The 16,330-nt window shown below is 59.2% G+C and carries 14 protein-coding genes and 1 pseudogene; 2 read left to right on the top strand and 13 right to left on the bottom strand.

All coding sequences use genetic code 11. From position 1 onward, the window contains the following. Window positions 1-74 precede the first annotated feature (74 nt). From BC360_RS17420 to BC360_RS32980, 5 genes are all read right to left on the bottom strand, one after another. The gene (locus tag BC360_RS17420) at window positions 75-1,484 is read right to left on the bottom strand and encodes a DUF1254 domain-containing protein (protein WP_065796219.1); all 1,410 of its coding nucleotides are present in this window, start codon (window positions 1,482-1,484) and stop codon (window positions 75-77) included. A gap of 109 nt (window positions 1,485-1,593) precedes the next feature. Beyond that, complete coding sequence (gene tnpC, locus BC360_RS17415) at window positions 1,594-3,132, bottom strand: IS66 family transposase (RefSeq protein ID WP_065796217.1); 1,539 nt, start codon at window positions 3,130-3,132, stop codon at window positions 1,594-1,596. Between the two features lie 68 nt (window positions 3,133-3,200). Further along, window positions 3,201-3,554: an IS66 family insertion sequence element accessory protein TnpB gene (gene tnpB, locus BC360_RS17410; protein ID WP_065796215.1), complete on the bottom strand. Its 354-nt coding sequence runs from the start codon at window positions 3,552-3,554 to the stop codon at window positions 3,201-3,203. Next, the gene (locus tag BC360_RS17405) at window positions 3,551-3,823 is read right to left on the bottom strand and encodes a transposase (protein WP_208858191.1); all 273 of its coding nucleotides are present in this window, start codon (window positions 3,821-3,823) and stop codon (window positions 3,551-3,553) included. The genes tnpB and BC360_RS17405 overlap by 4 nt, the downstream gene beginning before the upstream one ends. Continuing rightward, window positions 3,817-3,939 carry a hypothetical protein gene (locus tag BC360_RS32980; RefSeq protein WP_274533930.1) on the bottom strand — a complete coding sequence of 41 codons (123 nt, stop codon included), beginning with the start codon at window positions 3,937-3,939 and terminating at the stop codon, window positions 3,817-3,819. The genes BC360_RS17405 and BC360_RS32980 overlap by 7 nt, the downstream gene beginning before the upstream one ends. A gap of 82 nt (window positions 3,940-4,021) precedes the next feature. Between BC360_RS32980 and BC360_RS17400 the strand changes: the two are divergent. After that, window positions 4,022-4,210 (top strand): annotated as a pseudogene (locus BC360_RS17400) (IS3 family transposase); the annotation flags it as partial. A gap of 179 nt (window positions 4,211-4,389) precedes the next feature. Here BC360_RS17400 and BC360_RS17395 read toward each other — a convergent pair. The 4 genes from BC360_RS17395 to BC360_RS17380 form a co-directional block, all read right to left on the bottom strand. Continuing rightward, on the bottom strand, window positions 4,390-7,035 hold the full coding sequence (locus BC360_RS17395; RefSeq protein WP_065796211.1) for an adenylate/guanylate cyclase domain-containing protein: 2,646 nt from the start codon (window positions 7,033-7,035) through the stop codon (window positions 4,390-4,392). Further along, on the bottom strand, window positions 7,020-8,144 hold the full coding sequence (locus BC360_RS17390) for a TfuA-like protein (protein ID WP_244512769.1): 1,125 nt from the start codon (window positions 8,142-8,144) through the stop codon (window positions 7,020-7,022). The genes BC360_RS17395 and BC360_RS17390 overlap by 16 nt, the downstream gene beginning before the upstream one ends. Window positions 8,145-8,206: 62 nt before the next feature. Next, window positions 8,207-9,394 (bottom strand): YcaO-like family protein, encoded by a 1,188-nt coding sequence (locus tag BC360_RS17385; RefSeq protein ID WP_244512764.1) that lies wholly within the window; start codon window positions 9,392-9,394, stop codon window positions 8,207-8,209. A gap of 37 nt (window positions 9,395-9,431) precedes the next feature. Beyond that, window positions 9,432-9,635, bottom strand: a complete 204-nt coding sequence (locus BC360_RS17380) for a hypothetical protein (protein ID WP_065784164.1) — start codon at window positions 9,633-9,635, stop codon at window positions 9,432-9,434. A 287-nt stretch (window positions 9,636-9,922) separates the two neighbouring features. Here BC360_RS17380 and BC360_RS17375 point away from each other — a divergent pair, with 287 nt between their 5' ends. Continuing rightward, window positions 9,923-10,567, top strand: coding sequence for an iron-containing redox enzyme family protein (locus BC360_RS17375; RefSeq protein ID WP_244512763.1), 645 nt, complete (start codon window positions 9,923-9,925; stop codon window positions 10,565-10,567). Between the two features lie 431 nt (window positions 10,568-10,998). Here BC360_RS17375 and BC360_RS31655 read toward each other — a convergent pair whose 3' ends face one another. The 4 genes from BC360_RS31655 to BC360_RS17355 form a co-directional block, all read right to left on the bottom strand. Next, window positions 10,999-11,214, bottom strand: coding sequence for a hypothetical protein (locus BC360_RS31655; RefSeq protein WP_065796205.1), 216 nt, complete (start codon window positions 11,212-11,214; stop codon window positions 10,999-11,001). A 168-nt stretch (window positions 11,215-11,382) separates the two neighbouring features. Next, a complete protein-coding gene (locus BC360_RS17365; protein ID WP_083222612.1) occupies window positions 11,383-12,936 on the bottom strand; it encodes an arylsulfatase in 1,554 nt (517 codons plus the stop codon). 130 nt (window positions 12,937-13,066) lie between these two features. Next, window positions 13,067-14,533, bottom strand: a complete 1,467-nt coding sequence (locus BC360_RS17360; RefSeq protein ID WP_065796201.1) for a DUF1254 domain-containing protein — start codon at window positions 14,531-14,533, stop codon at window positions 13,067-13,069. A 105-nt stretch (window positions 14,534-14,638) separates the two neighbouring features. After that, window positions 14,639-16,225 (bottom strand): arylsulfatase, encoded by a 1,587-nt coding sequence (locus BC360_RS17355; protein WP_065796199.1) that lies wholly within the window; start codon window positions 16,223-16,225, stop codon window positions 14,639-14,641. Window positions 16,226-16,330: the final 105 nt, after the last annotated feature.

The following is a 16,330-nucleotide window of genomic DNA, read 5'->3' as shown; positions in this document are numbered from 1 at the left end:
TGGTCGTTTCGCATAGAGATAGTCGATTTCAGATCGACCTCTCTCGAACCTCTCGCCTTATGGGCGAGGGTTGTTCACCTTACTTTTTCGATGTCCGGCAGCTTCCAGGCCTTGTCGAACAACGGCTTCTCGGGCCCGTAGAAGCGGAAGCAGATCTCGAAGGACCCTCCCGCGCCAGTCGGTATCCAGTTCGACTCCTTGCCGGCCGGCGCTTCGGGGCCGAAGTAGAGGTCCACCGAACCATCGGCATTCTTCTGTAGTCCCGGGTTCAGGGAGGAGTGGCTGGACGACGGCAGGTTGCGGATAAGCGCATGTGTCGCGCGGTCATAAACGACCGCGGACCAGTACTGCCTTACCGGCACGTCTGCCGGTACCGTCAGGCGGTAGGTGCTGCCGCCGTCGAAGAACTGGCCGTCCCGATCCTTGATGGCAAACAGGTAGAATTGGCCCGCACCCAGATGCTTGATGCCGCTGAAGACGAAATAAAACAGCAAGCCGCGGTCATCCCAGGAGTAGGTGTCGGGCTTCGAGAAATACTCTGCCAGTTCCGTGACAACGCCGGTCGCAACCGGCAGGCCCCATTGGGTGCCAGAAAAATAAGGTGACGAAAGGGCCGCTTCGTATCGCGCATCGAGCGATGCGCGCGCCTCCTGTGCAGCTTGCTTGAGGATGTCCTGCCGTTTCGCGTCGGGGGTGAACGGCTTGCCCTTCTCGATGCCGATCGACTTGAGCGGATCGATCATCGCCTTGTCCCGCAGGAGCCAGGGCTCGCTTTGCACAAAGCGGTCCAGCGACTGGAAGAAGCGCTGGTCATAGGGAATATTGGCTTCGAACACGACATCGATCGCATCGACATAGGTCGTCGCCGGCGGATTGGCCGCTTGCGACAGGGGATAGAGCTTGATGCGCTTGCCGTAGGCGACAGCCTTGGCGATGTCAGCCTCGCTGCCGCTCTTGAGAATGGAGCGCAGCAACGCATAGCCGCCGTAGGTTTCAGATGGCAGGGCGATGTAGCCGTCGGGAACCTTCTCGTCGTGGCCGGGAGGCAGGATGAGGTATTTGCCACCCTTGCCCTTATCGACGCCAGCCGGACCGACGTCTTCGAGCGGCGATTGCCAGCCATCCATGATCGAGCCGGTGATCGACCCGTCGCCGGCGGGCGGAATCTCGAGCACCACCGGCCCAACGTCCTTCGTGTTGAAGAAGGGCATGAGGTAGATCGCGTCCGGGTTCGGGGTCAGTGTCTGGTTCTTCCAATCCAGAAGGCGCGACCAGTAAACGATCTGGTTGGGGGCGCCTTTGGCATCGCGCACCATCGCCTGGTACATGAGGTCGTAGTTAACGGCCGGCATGCCCCAGATGACCGCCTCGAGGGCGCGGCGCTCCACCACCCGCTCGGCAAGCTCGTCGGAAGAGAGGTCTTGCGCCTGGACGGGCATGGAAGCACATAGGAGCGCAAGGATTACCACTACCAACTTCATCATTGCAGTCCCTTAGATGTTAGCTAAAGGGGAAAATGACAGCCGACGACAACTTTGCCTAGTACGTAACGGCAAATAGTACCAAGCAAACTCTTCAGTTCGTCGCGAGCGATCACACCTTGGCGGGATAATTCCAAGGAAGCAGGTCATCGATCCGGCTCTGCTTGTGGCCGTTGACGATGGCGGTGAGCGTGCTGGCCAGGTAGACCTGCGGATCAACGGCATTGAGCTTGCAGGTCTCAACGAGCGAGGCGATGGCGGCCCAGTTTTCGGCCCCGGCGTCGTGGCCTGCAAAGAGCGCATTCTTCCGATTGAGGGCTATCGGTCGGATGGTTCGCTCGACGCTGTTGTTGTCGAGCTCGATGCGGCCGTCGGTCAGGAATAGCCGCAGACCGTTCCAGTACTTGACGATGTAGTTCAGGGCTTCGCCGAGTGGGGACTTGGCTGCCACACGTGCACGATGGTGGGCGAGCCATGTTTCCATGTCGGTGACCAGCGCGGCTGATCGCTCCTGTCTTGCGGCGAGGCGGGTTTGCGGATCAAGACCACGCAAGTGGGCCTCGATCCGATACAGTTCGCCAATCCGCTTCACGCCGTCTTCGGCAATCGGCGCAGGTCCGTTGCGGGTGATCTCCACCAGCTTTCGACGCGCGTGTGCCCAGCAATAGGCAAGCCGAATGTCGGGACCAACACGGTCCGGTGCGATCAGCCTGTTGTATCCGGCATAGCCGTCGACCTGCAGAATGCCTGAGAAGCCCTGCAATATTCGTTCGGCATGTAGCCCGCCGCGACCTGGAGCATAGGTGAAGGCCACACCCGGCGGCGCACCTCCGCCCCATGGTCGGTCGTCACGAGCAAGTGCCCAGAAGTATCCGGTCTTGGTTTTACGGGAGCCGGGATCAAGTACCGGCGCACGGGTCTCGTCCATGAACAGCTTGGTCGAGCGCTTCAGATCGGCAATCAACGCGTCGAAGACCGGACGCAGTTCGAAAGCTGCCCGACCAACCCAATCGGCAAGCGTGGAGCGGTCGAGATCGATGCCCTGGCGGCTCATGATCTGGGCCTGCCGATAGAGCGGCAAATGATCGGCGTATTTGGACACCAGCACATGCGCAATGGTCGCCTCCGTCGGCAACCCGGCTTGGATCAGTCGTGCTGGGGCCGGAGCCTGAGCAATGCCGTCGGTGCAGGCGCGGCAGGCATATTTAGGACGACGGGTGACAATGACGCGGAACTGCACCGGGACGACGTCCAGCCGCTCGGACACGTCCTCGCCGATTCGATGCAGGCATCCGCCGCAAGCGCAGATCAGGCTTTCCGGCTCGATGACCTCATCTATGCGTGGAAGATGCGCGGGAAGAAAGCCGCGATTGGCTGCACGGGATTTGGAGCGCTGCTTTCCAGAAGGGCCATCCGCTTCTTCTTCGGCTTGGATGGCAGCGATGGCCGCCTCAAGGTCCTCCAGCGCCAGATCGAACTGCTCGGGATCGGTCGTCTCGGATTTGCGACCGAAGGCCGCCTGCTTGAAAGCGGCAACCAGCTTCTCCAGCCTTTCGATCCGCTCATCCTTGCGGACTTCACGCGCTTGCGCCGCGATCAGCATCGCCTTCAGGGCAGTAATGTCGTCGGGCAGATCGGCGGCGTCCAACATGGTCGAAGTTTATCAAATTCTGCCTCGTCTCACCGCCGGAATTTGCCGCCCGAGTCATCGTGACGCACCTATTCGATGGTGTCAGGCGCTCTCGCCTCAACGGAACGGACCCGACGCCAGTCGAGGCCTGCAAACAGCGCTTCGAACTGGGCATGGCCCAAGGTCATCAGGCCATCCTTGATACCTGGCCAGGTAAACGTGTGCTCCTCCAGCCACTTGTAGGCCATCACCAGACCGCTGCCATCCCAGTAGATCAGCTTCAATCGGTCTGCTTTGCGCGACCGGAATATGAAGACTGTTCCGGTAAACGGGTCTTTGTGTAGCTGGTTCCTGACCAGTGCCGCCAAGCCATCGTGGCCCTTACGGAAGTCGACTGGCTTGGTCGCTATCATTATCCGAACCCGGTTCGATGGAAAGATCATGCCGGAACCGCGCAGGCACGCGCGACAGCGGCGATCCGGGCGGCAGACGCGCCTTCTTCCAGACGGATAGTGACGGAACCGACGATGATCTCGGGACGACTGGCTTTTTTGATTGTCGGCTCCGAAGCGGGTGGATCAACGATCACCGCTGCGAACTCCACGGGGCCCTCGGGTGCGGGCCGAACCAACTTGCCCTGCCGCGCCATTGTTCGCCAGGTGGACAGGTGGTTCGGCTTCAGGCCATGCCGCTCTGCAACCTCATTCACCATCGCGCCGGGCCGAAGGCGCTCTCCGAAACGATCTGCGCCTTCACCTCGTCCGGCCAGTGCCGGTGAACCTCACGTCCAGACTTCCTGGTCGTGAGAACCTCCAATGTAGTCTCCATGGAGAAACTCCTATCGCTCGTCCATGGAAAGGCGATCACAGATCAGCGCGGGGAGGACAACGTGGGGGCGGGACACCGGTTACGCAGCGACTACAACGATCACCGACCGCACTCTGGCCTCGGCTGGCTGACACCTGCCGAGTTCGCTCAGACCGTCAACCCGCGACGTGATGCGGTGCTGCGCAGCCGAAATGGCTCCGCACCGCAACCCGTCGCTACCGCCGCAAATGCAGCAACCAAAAACCGCTGGAGCGAACTCAAAACCGGATAAAACTTGGGGGCAAGGTCAGCGGTTCAGAACGTCAAAAAGCCCGCGGACATTGCTGTCCTGCGGGCTTTTTTATGATCTGGTTGCGGGGCCTGATAGCACTGAGACTTGCACTTCCGCGCCGCATCTAGAACAGTTGACCGGACGGTGTCGCCATTCGAGAGACGATCCTACAATAGCGCCTAACTTGCAACGGCAGCGCGGCATGACGAAAGTATTTGCTCCCATTGGCGCTTAGCCCCTTTTCCGCTTACACGGGCGAATCGTTTGTTTCCTGATGCCTTGCGAACCGCAGACACGATCCTTTGAAAATCGGCGTCGTCTGTCGGCTCAAATCGGACTCCCAGCCGAGCAAGACGACCATTCACTGCCCCGATGATTTCTGCAGCACCGTCCCAATCCTCTTTCGCTGCGAGCACTCCGCTTATCGCTGCGACAGCGAGGTTCACTACCATCGGGTAGTCATATCTCTCGCCGATAGCCAGGGCCCGGCCGGCGAACGCCGCAGCGTTCCTCCAATCGCTGCTGTGCAGTCTGAAATGGGCGAGGTTCTGCAATAGGTGGCCATGCCAATAGGTGTCACCCAGTTTGTCGAGCAGTTTGAGGGCATCAAGATAGTAGGCTTCGGCAGCAGCCTCGTCCCCTTCGGCGCGTGTTCCTTCCCCAATTGCAATAAGCGCAAGCACGGTTCCATGGTCGTCGCCGATGAGCTTCGCCAGTTCGAGTGATTCCACGATCAAAGCGCCGCCTGCGTCAGGGTCACCCGAGGTGGCTTTGGCAATGCCGGCAATAATCCCGGCACTCGCAATTCCGGCCTTGTTCCCCAGCTCGGAGTAGATACGGTGACTTTCAACGCCGCTTTCGCGCGCTGTTTCAGGCTCACCAGACATGTACCGGATCAAGGCGGCTGAGTTCAAAATTCGCGCCCGCGGCTCTGGTTCACCTGTGGTCCGCGCGTGTTGCAAAGCTTTGTCCGACCATGTTCTCGCTTCCGAAAACTGGCCCCTCGATATCCAAAGCCACGTCAGCGCCTCGATGAGCTTGGCGGATTGAAGGGCGCTGGATTGCCTCATCCGCCATTCGAGTGCCACCCGAATGTTCCCAGACTCTTGCATCAGGTGCTCGACAGAATCGCGCTGATTGAACCTCATCACGTTTGGCGCGGCTGACAGAACAAGCTCGGTAAAATGGTCCGCCTGACGGTCACGGATAGTTTCGTACTCGCCCGACCCGCGCAGCTTGTCGAGCGCATAATCGCGAACCGTGTCCAGCATGTTGAGACGCGGATGGCCCAGAGCTGTCGTTCTGAACAATAGGCTTTTGTCCAGAAGAGCTTCTACCTGGTCAACGACATCGATCTCGTCCTCGAACAAGGATACGACGGCACGAAGATCGAAGCCGCCGTTAAAGACGGCCGATGCATAAAAAACCCGGCGCTGGCTTTCCGTCAGGAGATGGTCGCTCCATCCGATCATCAGACGAAGGGTACGGTGACGAGGATCACTATCCCGCGCCCTGCTTCGAAGGTCTTGCATACTGTATTGAAGACGGTCCTCCAGCTCCGCTACACTGAGGAGCCCTACATGCGAGGCTGCCAGTTCAAGCGCCAGTGGTAGCCCGTCAAGTCTCCGGCATATTCTGGATACCGGCCCCAGTGTGTCATCTCCCAAGCTGAAGTCCGGTCGTTCGCGGCGTGCGAACTTCTCAAAGAGCTGCACGGATGGATTCTCGAGAATCCGGTCGAAGCCCTCCCCTTCGTCCGGTACGCTGAGGGGAGGCACGACGAATTCCGTCTCCGAGCGCAATTTGAGGGGCTCGCGACTGGTGCTCAGAACGGTGGTCGCCGGACATGTTTTGCGAATGGCATTTATGACCGGCGCAGCTTCGACCAGATGCTCGAAAGTGTCGAATATCAATAACACCTCAGCGCCACCCAGCGAGTTGCACACCGTTTCGATGGCGGAGATACCGGGCACCTCCTGCAGGCCTATGGCCTTGCAGATTTCCGAACCGATCAGATCCGGGTTGTCAATTTCTCTCAACTGTACGAAAAACACGCCCCGTGAAAAGAAGCTTAGCGCTGATCTGCCAGCGCGGATCGCCAAGCTTGTCTTGCCCACGCCACCGGCGCCTGTCAGCGTAATAATACGGCTCTGTTTATCCGCTAGTATTTGATTTAACCGGGCTAATTCCAGGCCCCGACCGTAGAGAACCGGCAAATCGGACGGGAGATTGGTGCGATTCGCGCCGATCGATGAGATAGGCGCAAATTCGCTTGGTAGTCCCGGGACCACCAGATCGAACAACGCTTCAGGATATCGAAGATCCTTGAGGCGATGGAATCCGAGATCGCGCACTTCTACGGTCGCTCCGATGAGGCCTTCTGCCAGCTCATCGCGGACGACGTTCGAAATGACGATCTGACCTCCATGTGCCACCGATGCGATACGAGCCGCACGATGCACCTCTATTCCGGTCACGGTGACATCATGTCTTCTCACAGTTCCGGAATGCAGACCCATCCGGACCGATGGCTTGCATCCTTGAGCCCATTCTTCTTTCTTGAGAGCAAGTTGGGCGTCAATCGCTGCCTGAACCCCTTGGGCGGAGCCAGGAAAGAGTGCGAAAACAGAGTCGCCAACAACGTTTATTTCCTCGCCACCATAGGATTGGATGGCGTTGCGCAGCAACTCATTGTGCCGAAGGAGCATCTCATCATAGAGGTCGGGATAAGAATCCACCAGGTTTGTCGAACCCTCAATGTCAGTAAAGAGCATGCAAACGCTGTTGCCTGGCGATTGAGTCTGGCTTTCTACCGGGGGTGCCATAACAAAACCTCTCTCGGCTTCGTTGACAGAGCCGCTCCGAACAAGGATGTCCGTCGAAGGCATTTGGTCAGAGCAAGTTGAGTGCAATGTATGCTCAGGCGCTTGGAGAAAGACGAACCACTTCCTTTGCAATTGAGGAGCTCATTCCATGAGCCGGCACGATGGGCGTTGGCCAGTTGACTTTCAGCTTGCCGGAAGTCCTCCATTTCCGGCCGAAGGCCGCATCGCCGAGCTTCGGCGACAGCCCTGCAAAAGACGTTGAACCTCATCAGGTCGGCCTGCAGTTCGCTCGAGCCGTCAAGAATATTCCAAACCGACGCATTCGGCACCTTCAATTCTCCGATGAGCCAGTCAATTTCATTGCCGAGCCGTGGATAGCCCCGCCCGGAACAGCAAAGCCACTCGATGAACTCGGCTTCAATCTGTTGCCGATCCGCGCCACTCAGCGCATCGGGGGCCCGTTCCCTGCCATCGCCCAGAAGGCCAAACAACTGAGGTGATCTGGATGCGCGGGGCGGACCTCTATCAACCTCTAGTAATTTCAAGACCTTGTTAGCGGCCTGAACGGCGTCGGTGCGCTTCGTATCTATCGCCGTTAAAAAGTCGCGCAGTTCGCCCGAGAGGTGGCGCCCGGCTTTCTGATAGGCTCTGGGCCAGGTCCTGAGAGTAAAATGAAGCAATTGAGCTGCCGAGATAACTTCCTCGGCTTCGGCTGCTTCTACGAGACCGTTCCTTATGGCCCGCCGCAGCGCGATCCGCATATTGATCAATGGCTCCGTAAGCGACGGATAAGCCCTGTCCTCGCGGTACAGGACTGCCACCTCGTCCTCCGCGGATATTATCCGGTCTTTGAACAGCCGAAATATGATCCCTGCGCCATGCACACCTGCAGGAGAGCAATCCGCCGCTCGGAGCGCCCCCATGCTGGAGGCACCGACCACGACCGCCCCGTCCTGGACAACGTCAACGACTTCCCGTGGCGAAATGGAAAGTACGTTGCCAAATGCGCCGTCCAGGACCAGAAAGAACTCGTGCTTCAAGATGCGACAAGCATAAAGGTCCCCCCGCCTCGCTGGAGGTCTTATGATCGCACCTGGCAATATGGACATGATGTCCGAAGCGGGCGCACTTGGCCCCAAAAACACGACTGGCGGCATCCGCATCGTGCCCATTACAGCAGGTGCCTTGCACTTCGCCAGCCAACCCGGCGGTGGTCGATCGTAAAGAGCGATAGACCGGGTACGCGCACCCTCACAACGGGCAGGCCCAGCGACTTTCGGCTCATGTCAATCACTATGACCTGCGTAAGTCCGACGGACTTCAGCCTCTCCAGGACAAATTCGATTTCTGACTCAAGATCTGACAAGTTTGCATTGGCAATGGTGGAGAAGTGATGCTCGGCTACAGGAATCCCGGGCTTGGATACGCTGGCCCGCCGCGAAGGGGGGACTTGGTTGTACGAGTCACGGGCACCGTGAATGACCCCGAGCCTTGATTGGAATGACTCAAGGATAGCGTGTGTAACGGCGGCGCCGGCCTGAAGGTCAGCGCCCCACCCCGCAACGACCAGCGGCATCGGCCCCGCGGCACTACAAAAGGACGGGTCTATCAACGTGCTCGATATGACTGGTATGTCAAGGTCGCTCGTCAGATCTTCCAGGATGAGTCTCAGCTTTGATTCCTTGGCGCGCTCGGCAAGCGCCTTGGGTATTGGAGGAAGTGAATCCAGATCAATCCTGCGTCCAGCAGGCCCGGCGTCCCCCGCATGTCCATACTGTTCAAAGAAGTGGTGCTGACTGACCGCATCCCGTTCGACAACCTCCAGAAGCGCGCTGCGTACCGCCCGGCCACAAGTGAACCCGGCGGCCAAGCCATTGGTATCGACCTGATCCAGTATACCTTCCTTTGCAGGAGACCGCGCCAGGTCGGCTGGAACCCAGATCGGACGAGCCCGAATGAATTCCCAACCCTCGACCCATTCAATCCGCGAATCTGGACGATAACTGGTCAGAGGGGGAAGATCGAAGGACAGAGGATCGGCAACATAGGCACCGGAAGCTTTAAGCTCAAGATAAGTGGAAGATCGAGACTCGCGCTCGAACTCCTCTGCGCAAACCCTCTCGATCGACTCCATGATGGCACTGATGCGAGCCGCTTCTTTGTCCACCCCTTTGCCCAGATGGGTGGTCAAATCTCGTGCCAGGGGAGTGACCGCTGCAAACACAGGAATGCCCAGGACGTCGAGTGGTGTGATGTCGGCTATGCGTGTTACCGGGACTTGCTCGATTGTTGATTTGAGGAGCAGCTTGTGTTTGGCTTCTTCTAAGGCGCTATGCCCCTCATTGCGGCGGTCGTACAACGGCCACCGGTCCAGCAGAGCGGACGACACCACGAATTCAGAATCCACAGATGACCTGATGGTTATTGTTGAGGTATATGTGGGTCCCAGTCGAACTACTTATCTTTTCGAGAACCGTCATTTCGGCGTCGCCCAGGTTTGCGATCGCATCATGTACCGCTTTCGGGAGCAAATTCGCGTCCACATCGGGAATGACATTCGAATTCTTCAGCCTGTCGAAATTTGACTGGAAGTCCGCCATTTGTGATCTCCTCAGGCTCTGAGTAGTTTTCGATGCTTGCTAGATTGCTGTCAGTGATCTTGGGAGAGGATGCCTCTCAATAACAATAGGATGCCACCCCTTATCTGTCCAGTACTACTCTTTAATACTAAAGAGCTACTTATATTTTGACCATTCTGAACTTGAAAGGCATCTGGAATGAGTTAGGATTTCCCGGGTTTGTTTGTTGTTCATGGGCTGGTGTCGCTATGGGTATGTTTGAAAGACGAGCGAATAGTGTCGTTGTGAGGGGTAGAATCGAACTCTGCATGCCCGCTCTTAAGGCGGCTTTTGGCGACCTTTGGCGAACCGAGCCTCAACGGGAAATGACGATCGCTTTCCTCGTCTTGCTGCATCAGATCATGCGGGCGTCGGTCCCCCTCATGCAATCCGCCGCGGTCAGATGCGATCAACTGGAAGGAACCGATAAGCTTGCCGCCTTGCTGGGAGAGTACTATCGCCATCATACTTCCGAAGAACTGCACCACGATACCTGGGCACTCGAGGACCTTGAGGCTGCAGGGTGCGATCCCAGGCGGGTTCTATCCATCACCCCTTCCGTCGAAGTCGCGCGCTTGGTCGGCAGCCAGTATTATTGGCTTCAGCACCATCATCCTCTCATGCTTCTCGGATACATTGCGGTTCTCGAGGCTTTTCCTCCTGCCGACAGTGTGATCGATGAGATTCGAGATCGTTCATGCCTTCCGAACTCAACGTTCAGGACTTTGAGAATTCATGGGGACCTTGATCCAACCCATAGCGCTGAGATCGACCACACGTTTGATACGCTGCCGCTGGATCAGGAACACTTGGAAATGGTTGGTTTGAGCGTTCTCCATAGCTGCGATGCACTCGCGGCAAGCGTGCGAGCTCTGCGCCCACTCTACTTTTTTAGCGGATCGACATCCGAATGAATCTGCCATTTGCCGTCGGTTTGATACTCCCTTCAGAGACATTGCTGTCGCTAAAGTCAGTACCGCAACCCGTCGCTACCGCCGCAAATGCAGCAACCAAAAAACCGCTGGAGCGAACTCAAAACCGGATAAAACTTGGGGGCAAGGTCACTTGGGGGCGCGGATTTGCGGGCTCCAGAACGTCAAAAAGCCCGCCGACATTTCTGTCTTGCGGGCTTTTTGTTTGATCTGGTTGCGGGGGCCTGATGCCACAGAGACTTGTAACCGAAGTCCATGTGAGTCCATAATGACGAGGACCCAGAAATTGTTCGAAACGCGATCCCGAACGCCGTATTTGGGCGAGAAGTTTGAACTGCGCCGGGTTCCTCCTCGATGCTTTGGAGCAGGCGCTTCATGATCAGCCTCCCGCTGGACGGGACGGCTTCGCGTTGTCAAGGTCGGCCGTCCGGAGGCAGGCTGCGGTCGCCCTGGTAATAGTAGACGTCGTTCTGGAAGAACAAGCCCGCAGGCGGCAGGATGGCCGCGCCGGGTCCGCGTGTCCCGAGCAGGTAAAAGCCGGCACCGCCCTCTGCCGCTTGCGTCGCTGTCGGCGCTGTCGGCGCTGCGAGCATCATGACAGCGACAATGGCGCCAGCATGTTTCTTCATTTCAATCCCCTCTTCGCATTTCAATCGTGCATCCCACCGGCAGACATCGAGCAGACCATGTGGTGCGCCCCCTAAAGGGCATTGATCGTGCGCCCTGGCGCGCCGAAGCGCGCCAGGGAAATCGAAGCCGCCCTCAGGTCGGCTTGGCTTAGCCGATCGGCATCGCCACTACTGCGTCTGCTGAAGCCTCAGGATCTGCGACTGCACGCCCTCGATGGTCTTGCCGACGTCGGCGCTCATGCCGAGTTGGCGGATCGGGAACTCCTTGAAGCTTGCCAGGTGCTGCACGGCGATATTGACGATCGGCGTCAGTGCCCAGGTCTTGTGCTCGGAGAGCTGTCGGTTGATGTCGCCGTCCTGACGCTCAAACGGATCCATCCGCAGGTTGGTGATCAGCGGACGACCATAGCTCTGCAGGGGGCTGTCCCACTTGCCGCCTTCCTTGGCCGAGAAGGTCACCTTGTAGTAGCCGTAGCGGATCGCGGTCAGCACCGTCTCGTCATAGTAAAAGACGAACTTGCGGTTCGAGTTCTCCTGCTCGCCGCGGAAAAAGGCGCCCTGGTCGAAACCGTCGAGGTGGACCTTGTAGTCCTTGCCGTTGAAGGATGCTCCCTTGGCCAGGCGTGGCGCGAGATCATCGACGCCCGCCGCCGCCGCCATCGTCGGCATGAGGTCGGTCATGTCGACGATCTCGGATGAGACACGACGTCCCGAAGCACCCGGCCAGCGCACCATGAAGGGCGCGCGCACGCCGCCTTCCCAGGTCGTGCCCTTGTCGCCGCGGAATGGCGTCGTTCCGCCCTCCGGCCACATGTATTGGTAGGCGCCATTGTCGGTCGTGAAGACGACAATTGTGTTCTTGGAGAGACCCGTCTTGTCGAGTTCGACGAGGAGCTGGCCGACGTGATCGTCGAGTTCGGCAAGGCCGTCACCATAGACATCCTGGCTACCGGCGCGCGAAACCCCTTTGCGCTCGTCCTTCATGTGCAGGAAGACATGCATGCGCGTCGGATTGTGCCAAAGGAAGAAGGGCTTGCCGTCCTTCGCCCGGTCATCGAGATATTTGATCGACTTGCCGAGCGCCTCCTCGTCGAACGTCTCCATGCGCTTGGTCGTCAACGGCCCTTCGTCCTTGACCGGGCCGCCGGCTGTGCAGGAAACGACACCGCGCGGATCATATTTTGCCCGGAACTCTGGATTTTCCGGGCGGTCGGGGTCCTCGAGATCCTCATTGGCGTTAAGGTGGTAGAGGTTACCGAAATACTCGTCGAAGCCGTGGTTGCACGGCAGGTGTGCGTCGAGGTCGCCGAGATGGTTCTTGCCGAACTGTGCGGTCGCATAACCAGCCGACTTCAGCACTTCCGCAATCGTGATGTCCTCGGCCTGCAGGCCGGCGGGCGAGCCTGGCGTACCCACGGTGGTCATGCCGGTGCGCACCGGCAACTGCCCGGTGAGGAACGCAGCGCGACCGGCGGTGCAACTCGGTTGCGCATAGAAGGACGTCAACCGCAGCCCCTCCTCGCCGATGCGGTCGATGTTCGGCGTCTTAACGCCCATGATGTCGCCGCTGTAGGACGAGACGTTCATCCAGCCGATGTCGTCGGCCATGATGACAAGAATGTTGGGCTTTGCCGCATCCTGCGCCTGTGCGGCTGGCACCAACGGCGCCTGGACGGCCGCAAGGCCCAACCCGCCGGCAACGATCGCCGCAGCCGCAAGCATCGACTTCTTCAATGAGTTTAACCGAGTGACTTTCATGTTGAACCCTCGCTTTCAGGTTTCGAAACATTTGAGATCCGGCCTCTTGAAATTGCGGCCGGCCGGCCGTCCAATCGAGTTCGTTGAGCCGGACCTACTGCGCCACTGTTACCGGCGGCGGTGCCCATGTTCCGTTCTTCAGGCTGTCATCCGGGCCGTAGAGGCGCAGGTTCATGTAGAAGCCGCCCTCCGGCGCCGGCAGCCAGTTGGCCTTGTGGGTCGGGTCGGTAGGCTCATCGTGCTGAATGTAAATCGTCAGCGAGCCGTCCCCGGCGGTGGTGATGCCCGGCGTTCGGTCACCAATCGAGTAGCGCTTGATCGGGTTTTCAACGAAGGAGCCGTCGGACAGATGGTACATCGATAGCGACCAGAAGGCGCTGACATGGGGCGTCTGCCCCTTCTCGAAGCGGATCATGTACTTCCTGCTGCCATCGAACGGCTCACCCTTGTCGTCGGTGCGGCCGTCCATGTAGATCGCTTCCTCGGATGCGTTGCCGCCCGTGTACCACTTGGCCCAGGCGGCGCGGAACAGATAGTCCGTGCCCATGATCCCGGACTTCGGGTTCCAGCGCCAGTTGTTGACGGCAACGCCGACAGTCTGGGCATTGACGTCCATGACATGCAGGGCGAACTGATAAGCCTTCTTCAGTCCGGTGATTTCCGGTTCAGACAGGCTTTTGTAATCGAACTCCGTATTGCCGTTCCGGAAGCCGATATAGGCAAGGCTATCGGCCACGACCGCGTCTTGCGCGGGCTTTGGCGGCGTGTGCTTCAGCGCATGCGCGAGCTTGTCGTAGAACTCCAGTCCTTCGGGCAGATCGGCCGGTTTCTCATAGGCGACGCGCTGCGCGGAGAATTCCATATCCGGCGGCACCTGCTCTTCAGAGTTGCCGAACTGGCTGAGCGGCGTCAGCCTGAGCTTGTCCTGAATCGCCCTGGCATTTTCGACGTCGTCAGGACCATTTACCCCGATGCGACCCCAGATGGCAAAGTTGTTGTATTCACTGTCGATACGCTTGACGCCGGCCGGCAGTTCACCCTTCCAGCCGGGACCGACCAGCGCATAGTGGCCAGCTTCGCGCCCGGTTGCACGTGAACCGACATGGCCAAAGGTGTCGCCGTTCACGTCCCAGAGCTGCATCACATAGTAGCGGTCCGGCTCGACCGCCGGCACCGAGAGCACAAGCGGCTCGCGGCTGACATCGCAGAAGGCCTGCGCATAGAGCGTGTCGTTGTTGGGCGTGGCGATCTGCTTGAACTCCGGCCCGCGCAGGTTCCGAACCAGCCCGAACTGGTTAACTTGCGCACGCGGATTGCCGGTCTTCTCTTCGGCATCGACTGGGGTGCGTCCGCGCATCAGATCTTCGAAGAACACGGCCGGGTAGCCCCACATGACCGCGTTCACGCCGAGTTGGAAGGCCTGGGCCTCCCGTCCTTGCAATGCCCCAAGTTCCGGCGCCGGCGTGCGTTTGTCGGCGGCGTTCACCGGAGTACTCGGGGCAATGGAGAAGAGGAGGCCGACGAGCAGCCCGGTCGCCATGCCGACGCGCATGCACTTCATGTTTGTTTCTCCCTCGTGTGCCTAAACTGTTGTCGTGCGGAATTTTTCTGCAGACGTCGTAGCCGAATGCTGCCGGCGTCTGCAGGCCTTGTGGCGAGCAGCCAATCAAAGGCCGATGTTCTTCGGCGGGTACTTCTTGAAGGTCGCCGCATGCGCCTTCATCTCGGCCGCCATCGGCGCGAGGAAGGCGTTCAGGCGGTGGCCGACGGGATATTCCTCCTTCGGGTCGATGTAGAGGTTGAAGAGCCATGGCGCCAAACCGACGTCGCTGATCGTCGACATGTCGGTCCACAGCCAGTTGCCCTTCAGTTCCACGACCTTCAGGTGGATCTTGTACTCGTACATCCGCATCGCCATCAGGTCGGTCTGCGCCCAGATGTAGACCTTCTCGCGGTTGGACTGGCCATCGTCGGCGAGCAGGAACGACGCCTGGTCGATGCCGTCGATATAGCGGTCAGTCGGAATCTTGTCCTTGATGCCGGCGAGCGCCAGCGAGGTGTTGTAAAGGTCCATGAGGTCGAAGAGCCCTTCGCTCTCGCGGCCCGGCTTGATCATCCCCTTCCAGTAGGCGATGCCCGGCACGCGCACGCCACCTTCCCAAGGCGTAGTCTTGGAACCTTTGAACGGGGTGAAGCCGCTGTCGGGCCATTGTCCCATATCCGGACCATTGTCCGATGTGACGAAGATGAAGGTGTTTTCGAGCACGCCGGCCTTGTCGAGCGCCTCGACGATTTCGCCGACATAGGCGTCGACCTCGACGACCGCGTCCTTGTACGGATATTTGCTGCCACTCTTGCCCTCGAATTCCTTCGAGGCGTGGTTGTCGCCGTGCACCTTCATGAAGGCGTGTTCGAGGAAGAACGGCTTGCCGGCCTTGGCGAGATCGGCGATCTTCTTGACCGTGAATTCCTTGACGATGCGGTCGCCCTCGGCGACGTCCTCGATGCTGTCGATCTTCTGCACCTCTTCGGTCGCTCCACCCTTTGTACCGTGCACCAGCGCCTCGCTGCCCCCCTCCGACTGCAGCATCGCCAGCCGCTCCGGGTTGAGCACGAGGTCCGGATAGCGCCGCTTGTCGAAGGCCTGCGATAGTTCCTTCTGCGCCGGGTAGTAGCCATAGAACTCATCGAAGCCGACTTCGTGTGGACGCATGCCTTCGGCTTCGCCGACGTGCCACTTGCCCGAAAGAACGGTGGTGTAGCCGGCATCGCCGAGCAGCTTGGGCAGCGAAATCTCGTCGGCCCACGGATTTTTCGTGATGTGGTCCCCGGCGAGAATCGGGCGCGTGAGGCCCGTCCTGACCGGAAGCCGGCCCGTCAGGATCGCCGAACGCGTCGGCGTGCAGGTGGGCTGCGAATAGGTCGAAGTCAGTTTCAGCCCTGCGGCCGCCAGGCGATCCATGTTCGGGGTCGCCGCGCCGATCATCGCGCCACCGCCATAGGCACCCGGATCGCCATAGCCCATATCGTCGACGACCAGCCAGACGATGTTGGGCCGCTTGCCGATTTGGCTATAGAGCGCATCGAGCTTCTGTTGCGCGGCGGCCTGCTGATCGGCATGCACCAGCGCCGGCTCCATGCTTTCGCTGGTGCGCTCGGCCTTCGACAGCACGGACTGCGCAAGGGTCAGGCTCGGAATCGCTGCAAGCACCGCCGCCTGCAGAGCAAGGGTTCGGAGTTTCTTCAAGTTCATGTCTGTCTCCCGCTTCTGACTTCAGTTCGAAAATCTTACCCGGACCTGCGCCCACAATCGGGCGCAGGCAAATGTCCATAACGTGCCTTTGGACAAGCCGCCCCG

It is taken from the genome of Ensifer sp. LC163, assembly GCF_001695855.1.
Lineage (GTDB): Bacteria > Pseudomonadota > Alphaproteobacteria > Rhizobiales > Rhizobiaceae > Ensifer.
Note: the sequence above shows the minus strand (reverse complement) of the source record. Positions and strands in the feature narration are given on the sequence as shown.